Raw genomic sequence first — 6,971 nt, forward strand, 5'->3', positions numbered from 1 at the left:
GTGCGGAAGCTTCGCCAGCAGAGCTGGCTCCTACAAGTAGAGTGGGCCCCAACCGAGGGCTGCCTTCACTCCTGCAACAACGGCCGCAGCCGGGCCGCCAGTGCGGACCGGCAGTTCAGCACCACGCTCGGCAGCTCGAGCCAATCGGCCAGGGCCCGCAGCTCGCCCGCCAGGGCGGCGAGCGCTTCCTCGTGCAACCCCGCCTCCTCGCCGTGCACGGCATGCACCGCCAGGCGCCCATGGGCCCGCTCGCTGCGCAAATCGACCCGCGCGACAAGGCGTTCATGATGGAGGAACGGCAGCACGTAGTAGCCATACACCCGCTTGTGCGGCGGGGTGTAGATCTCCAGGCGGTAATGGAAATCGAACAGGCGCTCAGTCCGCGCCCGCTCCCAGATCAGCGAATCGAACGGCGACAGCAAGGCACTGGCCGCCACCTTGCGCGGCACCCTCGGCTCGCCCAGGCAGTAGGCCGGCTTGTCCCAACCCTGCACCCGGGCAACCGACAGGTCGCCGTTCTCCACCAGCTCGGCCACGCGCGCACGGCTGTCGGTCGGGTCGAGCCGGTAGTAATCGCGCAGGTCCTTTTCCGTCGCCACACCCAGGGCCGCCGCCGAACGCAGCAACAGCCGGCGCTGCGCTTCCGCCTCTTCCGGCTCGGGCTGCGCCAGGATGACGGATGGGATGACCCGCTCCGGCAGATCGTACAGCCGCTCGAACCCCCGCCGGCCGGCGACCGTCACCTCACCGGCAGCGAACAGCCACTCCAGCGCGTGCTTCTCCGCACTCCAATCCCACCAGGGGCCGGCCCGCTCCTGTCGCGTGGACAGGCTGCCCGCCCCCAGCGCCCCCTGCTCCCGCACCGTTTGCAGTACGCGCTGGATCAGCGGCTGCTGTTCCACGCCGAAGCGCGCCAGTTGCCGGTATATGCCCTCCCCACGCGCCGCACGGCGCATCCGCCAGCGCATGGCGGGATACAGCTCCAACGGCAACAGCGAAGCCTCGTGCCCCCAGTATTCGAACAACGCCCGCTGCCGCCCGGTGCCCCAGGCGGCCTGGTCGAGCAGTTTGCGGGGATAGATGCCAAGACGGGAAAACAGCGGCAGGTAATGGGAACGCACCAAGGCGTTCACCGAATCGATCTGTACGACGCCGAGACGCTCGATCACCTTGAGCAGATGTGCCGCACGGATCGCGGCGGTCGGTCGGCGACTGGTAAAACCTTGGGCCGCCAGCACGAGACGGCGGGCCTCCTTGAGCGACAACGACAACGCAGCGGACATCCCTTCTCCAAAGCCGCAGCGGAGCGGCGGTAATCCTCGGCGATCTTAGCTCAGACCGCTTGCACCGCCACATTTTCACCCGGCACCGGAAACGGCCGCGCGAAAGTGAACGCCCGCCCGCTCGGGCCATGTGCATCCAGACTGAGCAGTGCCCGCCGCGCCTCCTCCAAGGTCGGTACCTGCCCGCCCGGAATCCACCAGAGCGCCAGATGCGGGATCGCCAGTTTCTCGAACCACTGCTTGCGATCGCGCAGGACCGTCAGGTGATCGCCCTGGTAGACATACGCCTTGAGCGCCTCCAGAGATTGCCATACCGACAGGTTCACGATAATCGAAGGATCGTCGAACAACCGGATCGCCGTGGCATCGCCAGCCTCGTCCTTGAGCCGCCAGACGAAGCCCGGACTGCGCTCCGCCAGGGCGTTGATGTGATCCAATTGCTCGACGAACCCCTGCATGAGCGGGTCATCCAGGGGTGCCCTGGCCTTGGCCACGTTCACCTGGGCCAGATGGTAATGCTGGGTCATTCACAACTCCTTTTTGAGGCTCAGCGCTTGAGCGGATCGATCCAGAACGGCCGCTCGCTTTCCTGATAGATATCCGCCCGTGACAGGCCGATATCCTTGAGCGCCTCGTCGCTCAAAGTGGCCAGTTGCCGACGCTGCTCAGCCAGCGCCAGCCAGCGTTGCAGCCGCTTCCAGGCAGTCGCCAGCAGGCGGCCGAAGCCGTGGCGGACCTGAGGAAATGTAGAAGCAATGGCGTAACCACGTTGGAATTTCATAGCGAAGCCCTCCGATCTGAACCATCCTGGTTATCCGAGCACTGCCACTCAGCGCTTCAGGATTGGCGTCAGTGTCTCGCCGGGATTAAGATCAATCCAACGAATGTTTCTTATGTCACCCATCTCGGAGATTGATGGATGAGCAGCTACGTCGGTATCGACACGGAACTCCTGCGCACCTTCGTTGCGATTGCCGATACGGGCGGTTTCACCCGCGCGGCCGAAGCCGTCAACCGCACCCAGTCGGCGGTCAGCATGCAGATGAAGCGGCTGGAAGAAGAAGTGCTGGAACGGGCTCTGTTCGAGCGCGATGGCCGGCAGGTTCGGCTCACACCCGAAGGCCAGGTGCTGCTCGGCTACGCACGGCGCATCCTCAAGCTGCATGGCGAAGTACTGACCACCCTGCGCGAACCGCACATGGTCGGCTCGGTGCGCATCGGTACGCCGGACGACTATGTGATGCGCTTCCTGCCCGGCATCCTCTCGCGCTTCGCCCAGGCCTACCCGCTGGTTCAGGTGGAGGTGCATTGCGACTCGTCCTTCCAGCTTCTCCAGCGCAGCGACCTCGATCTCAGCATCATTACCCGCGAACCAGGCAAGGAAATCGGCCAGTTGTTGCGCCAGGAGCATGTGGTGTGGGCCGAGGCCATCGGCTTTGCCCCACACGAGCAGAACCCGTTGCCGCTGGCGATGTTCAATGCGGATTGCTTCTGCCGCTCCTGGGCCTGTAATGCCCTGGACAGCCTGGAACGCCCCTACCGCATCGCCTACACCAGCCCCAGCCTCTCGGCGATCATGGCGGTGGTCAGCGCCGGCCTGGCCATCACCGCCCAGCTGCAGAGCCTGATTCCACCGGACATGCGCATCCTCGGCGAAGCCGAGGGCCTGCCAGGCATGCCGATGGCGAGCATCGTGCTGCTGCGCAACCCGCACAGCCAGAACCCGGTTACCGAGTGCCTGGCCGAGCACATCGCCGAAGGCTTCAAACTTTAAGGGCCAGCGACGCCGCGCAAAGCAGCAGGAAGCCGCAGAACATTGCCCGCAGCACGCGCTCCGGCAGGGAATGGGCGAGCCGCACACCCCAACTGATGCTGAGCAGGCCACCCACCGCCAGGGGAATGCCCAGCAGCCAATCGACATGATCGTGAAGTGCATAGGTCGCCAGCGTGACGCCGGTGCTCGGTGCCGCCAATGCCAGCGACAGGCCCTGGGCGATCACCTGGGTCGTTCCGAATACGCTGGTCAGTACCGGCGTCGCCAGTACGGCGCCGCCCACCCCGAACAGCCCGCCGAGCAACCCCGCACCGCTACCCAGCGCCCCCAGCCAGGGCCAGGGGTGCCGCAGCTCGGTGCCGCCCCCGCCGTGACGCAGGAACACCTTGGCGAAGTTGTAGAACGCCAACGCCACGAGGAAGCCGACGAAGGCCATGCGCATCCGTTCGGCATCCAGCGACACGGCCCAACGCGCCCCGAGCAGGGCGAAGCAGAACCCCGAGGTCGCCAGCGCCAGGGCATGGCGCGGATCGATGCGATTACGCTGGTGATAGCGCCATAGCGCCAGCAGCACGTTGGGCACCACCATCACCAGCGCCGTGCCTTGGGCCAGTTGCTGGTCCAGGCTGAACAGCACGCCCAGCGTGGGAATCGCGATCAACCCGCCGCCAATGCCGAACAGACCACCCAGCGTTCCCAGACCCAGGCCCAATACCAGGTTCAGCAGCATATCCAGAGGGTTCATCGCATCGCTCCAAGCCAACACGACGAGCATGCTACGCAGCCGCGGCTGGCACGGAAACGCATAACCACGCACAATGGCTATGCGTTTGACGCAAGAGCGAGCCCCATGAATCCCGATACCCTCACCGACCAGTTCAGCCTGTTCCTCGACGTGCTGGAGTCCGGCAGCTTCTCCGCCGCGGCCCGCCGCCATCCCCTGACCCCTTCCGCCGTGGCCCGACGCATCGACGCCCTGGAACGCGCCCTCGGCAGCACTCTGTTCATCCGCAGCACCCATGCCGTGCGCGCCACACCGGCCGGGCTGGCGTTCGCCGAGCGGGCCCGCCGGATACTCGCCGAACTGCGCCTGGCCCGCGCCGAAGCCGCCTCGCTGAGCAGCGCCCCGGAAGGTCTGATCCGCATCGACGCACCGGCGCCTTTCGGCCGCCGCCGACTGGCCCCGGCCATCGCCGAATTCCTCGCCGCCAATCCAGGGTTGGACGTGCAGTTGCGGCTGATCGACAGCTTCATCGATCTGCACGGCGAACACCTCGGCGAAGTGGATCTGGTGCTGCGCATCGGCCCGCTGGCCGACACCCGCCTGGTCGCCACTCCCCTGGCACCCCTGGTCCGCATTGCCTGCGCCAGCCCGGACTACCTCAAGCGCCGCGGCACCCCGCGCGAGCCGAGCGAACTGGTCGACCACGACGGCCTCGATTGGGACAGCCTCGCCCCGCCCTATGCCTGGCGCTTCCAACGTGCTGGCCGGCTCCAGCATTACAAGCCGCAACGCCAGCGGATGACCGCCAACAACGCCGAAGCCTTGCTGTTCGGCGCACTCGACGGACTCGGCATCGCCCATCTGCCGACCTGGCTGAGCAGCGAGTATCTGCTGCGTGGCGAACTGGTCCCGCTGTTTTGCCAAGAGGGCCTGCCTGCGCCCGAGCCGAGCAGCATCTACGCCCTGCGCCTGGAGCGTGAAGCCAGTCCGCGCACCCGCCTGCTGCTGGCCTTCCTGCAGGAGCGCTTCGGCCATCCGCCGCCGTGGGATCAGGCGCTGCAGAGTCGCCTGGTGCCTTCCAGCTAGGCAGTGCGATCAGCGGGCTGGCCAAAAAATAGTCAGCGCGCTAAATTCAAGCACATCGTTATTTAGAGGTATCGTTCATGGACACCCCCCGCTGTGACGACTTGCTGCTCGACAACCAGGTCTGTTTCGCCCTGTATTCCACGTCGCTGATGCTGACCAAGGTCTACAAGCCGATCCTGCAGGCCGTCGGCCTCACCTACCCGCAGTACCTGGCCATGCTGGTACTCTGGGAACGCGACGGCATCACCGTGGGCGAACTCAGCGCCCGCCTGCTCACCGACCCCGGCTCGGTCACTCCCCTGCTCAAGCGCCTGGAAGGCGAAGGGCTGATCACCCGCACCCGCAGCAGCGCCGACGAGCGCGTCGTGGAATTGCGCCTGACCGACAAGGGCCGCGAACTGCAACAGCAGGCACAAGCCTTCCCCGCCTGCATCGTCGAAGCCAGCGGGCAATCGGCGGAACAGCTGATGGCGCTGAAGGACGAACTGGTGAAACTGCGCAGCCAGTTGCAACAGGCGCTGCCTGCCTGATTTCGCGAATCGCGAACCGTGTCATCGATTCTGTCGCGTTGCCGCTTCGCTTGTTCGCGTTGGGGCTCCTACACTTCGACTCCACGCGCCGGCCTGGGTCGGTGCGCGATCACACCGCTTCAGAAACAGTGCGGTCGGGGCGGCCAGGGACGGACCGATATCGGTCCCAAGCGATAAGGAACACAACCGATGCCACGGGAAATGTCGGCCGGCAATCCAAATGCGCCGGTCCTCAGCGGCTCATTGAGTAATGCGCTCTACCGCCATGCCGAGCAACGCTGCTTCGCCTTCTTCATCTACCTGTTCTACGTGAAGATCCTGACGGAGCGCGGGAATAATCTGCACAACGCCAACCTCCAAGCCCACGATGCCGTCGAGCACAAGGCCACCCACCAGATCGACAGCGGCTTCCGTCAGCCGAACCAGCCGCACTACTACGGCTTCGACGACAACGACCCCAACATCGTCAATCAGTCCGCCACCGCCTGCGGCAAGATGGACGCCGCGCACTTCTGCAACCTGGGCATCGACAGCCGCTACCAGAACGCTTTCGCGCAACTGGGCCAGAACGACGCGGCCCTGAACGATTACTACGAGAACCTGAAGAAAATCTGTGGCGACACCCGCATGCTGCCCCAGCGCATCAACATCGGCCCGGACCGCGTGATCGACCAGCTCCACGCCGAGCTGGCCGTGCGCTTCCTGCGCGCCGGTGGTCCACCGATCACTCGACAGAACATTACGACCTACTGCCAGGAAGGCATCAAGCGCATCGCTCAGTACCAGGCCACCCGAGGCGCCGGCATCGTCGCCTGCGCCCAGCGCTACGCCGATTTCTACGCGGCGGCACAGAGCGAGATGTGGCAGTCGGTCTCCGGTTCGGTAGCCGCCTCCTGCGCGGCCCATGGCCTGCCGGTTACGGATTATTTGTCGTATGTCTGAGCGTGCCCTTGTGGAGCGAATTCATTCGCGATTGGGCGAGAGCCGTTTTCGCGGATGAATCCCCCACAGGCCCGCTTTCGTAGGAGCCAACTCGGCTGGCGATGCTTCTGCGCGGCTCGGTTCGCGAGCAGAGCTCGCTCCTACAAAGCGGGCCCGATTCTCGTGTAGGGGCGAATAAATTCGCCCCTACACGTGGTGTTCCGTGGCCCGGATAAGCGTCAGCGCAATCCGGGAAGCGCTTCCGGCACCGAGTTCCGACTGGTTCCGAAAAACATGAGCGCACGAGACTCCCGCTTGTTCTTCCCCTCTTCCCGACCTATCCTGCGCCGGCCACGACTAGTCCCGTGGCCGGGTTTGACAGCCCGAATCTAGTAGGCGCGATTGCGCCAGTGGTGCATGCGAAAACGGCGTATGTTTTTGCAGGCCCTCGCACGTATGCAGGTTCATGCAGCGTCATGGCGGATCGCGTGGGGAGACCCTCGGGTCTGCCGGTGCCTACTAGCCGGTCTGTCAACCCCGCGCGGTTCGCCACCCTAACGATTGACAGCGTTCGTGGCGAACTCCCAACTATTTCTAGTAGGAGCCTCACCATGGACGAAGCCTTACCCCCTCTCACTTTCCTTCGCTACAAC

At 65.0% G+C, this 6,971-nt stretch carries 8 protein-coding genes; 4 read left to right on the forward strand and 4 right to left on the reverse strand.

Going from position 1 to position 6,971, the window contains the following annotated elements:
• Positions 1-65: 65 nt before the first annotated feature.
• Genes PIN01S_RS19025 through PIN01S_RS19035 form a run of 3 tightly spaced genes read right to left on the reverse strand, consistent with a single transcriptional unit; the run spans position 66 to position 2,064 of the window.
• Entirely contained in the window at positions 66-1,283 is a 1,218-nt protein-coding gene (locus PIN01S_RS19025; RefSeq protein ID WP_084337854.1) for a winged helix-turn-helix domain-containing protein, read from the reverse strand.
• Between the two features lie 50 nt (positions 1,284-1,333).
• Positions 1,334-1,810 carry a DUF3291 domain-containing protein gene (locus PIN01S_RS19030; RefSeq protein ID WP_084337855.1) on the reverse strand — a complete coding sequence of 159 codons (477 nt, stop codon included), beginning with the start codon at positions 1,808-1,810 and terminating at the stop codon, positions 1,334-1,336.
• Between the two features lie 20 nt (positions 1,811-1,830).
• Positions 1,831-2,064 (reverse strand): DUF1127 domain-containing protein, encoded by a 234-nt coding sequence (locus tag PIN01S_RS19035; protein WP_084337856.1) that lies wholly within the window; start codon positions 2,062-2,064, stop codon positions 1,831-1,833.
• Positions 2,065-2,202: 138 nt separating this feature from the next.
• Between PIN01S_RS19035 and PIN01S_RS19040 the strand changes: the two genes are divergently transcribed.
• Entirely contained in the window at positions 2,203-3,057 is an 855-nt protein-coding gene (locus PIN01S_RS19040; RefSeq protein WP_084337857.1) for a LysR family transcriptional regulator, read from the forward strand.
• Here the strand turns inward: PIN01S_RS19040 and PIN01S_RS19045 are convergent.
• Positions 3,047-3,802 carry a sulfite exporter TauE/SafE family protein gene (locus PIN01S_RS19045; protein WP_084337859.1) on the reverse strand — a complete coding sequence of 252 codons (756 nt, stop codon included), beginning with the start codon at positions 3,800-3,802 and terminating at the stop codon, positions 3,047-3,049. The two genes, PIN01S_RS19040 and PIN01S_RS19045, sit on opposite strands and share 11 nt — an antisense overlap.
• Positions 3,803-3,907: 105 nt before the next feature.
• On the opposite strand from PIN01S_RS19045, the gene PIN01S_RS19050 reads away from it, so the two are divergent.
• The 3 genes from PIN01S_RS19050 (at position 3,908) to PIN01S_RS19060 (ending at position 6,339) form a co-directional block, all read left to right on the forward strand.
• A complete protein-coding gene (locus tag PIN01S_RS19050; RefSeq protein ID WP_084337861.1) occupies positions 3,908-4,867 on the forward strand; it encodes a LysR family transcriptional regulator in 960 nt (319 codons plus the stop codon).
• 77 nt (positions 4,868-4,944) lie between these two features.
• On the forward strand, positions 4,945-5,397 hold the full coding sequence (locus PIN01S_RS19055) for a MarR family winged helix-turn-helix transcriptional regulator (RefSeq protein WP_084337863.1): 453 nt from the start codon (positions 4,945-4,947) through the stop codon (positions 5,395-5,397).
• Between the two features lie 189 nt (positions 5,398-5,586).
• Positions 5,587-6,339, forward strand: coding sequence for a hypothetical protein (locus tag PIN01S_RS19060; RefSeq protein ID WP_084337865.1), 753 nt, complete (start codon positions 5,587-5,589; stop codon positions 6,337-6,339).
• Positions 6,340-6,971: the final 632 nt, after the last annotated feature.

Source organism: Pseudomonas indica NBRC 103045, from assembly GCF_002091635.1.
GTDB classification, from domain to species: Bacteria; Pseudomonadota; Gammaproteobacteria; order Pseudomonadales; family Pseudomonadaceae; genus Pseudomonas_M; species Pseudomonas_M indica.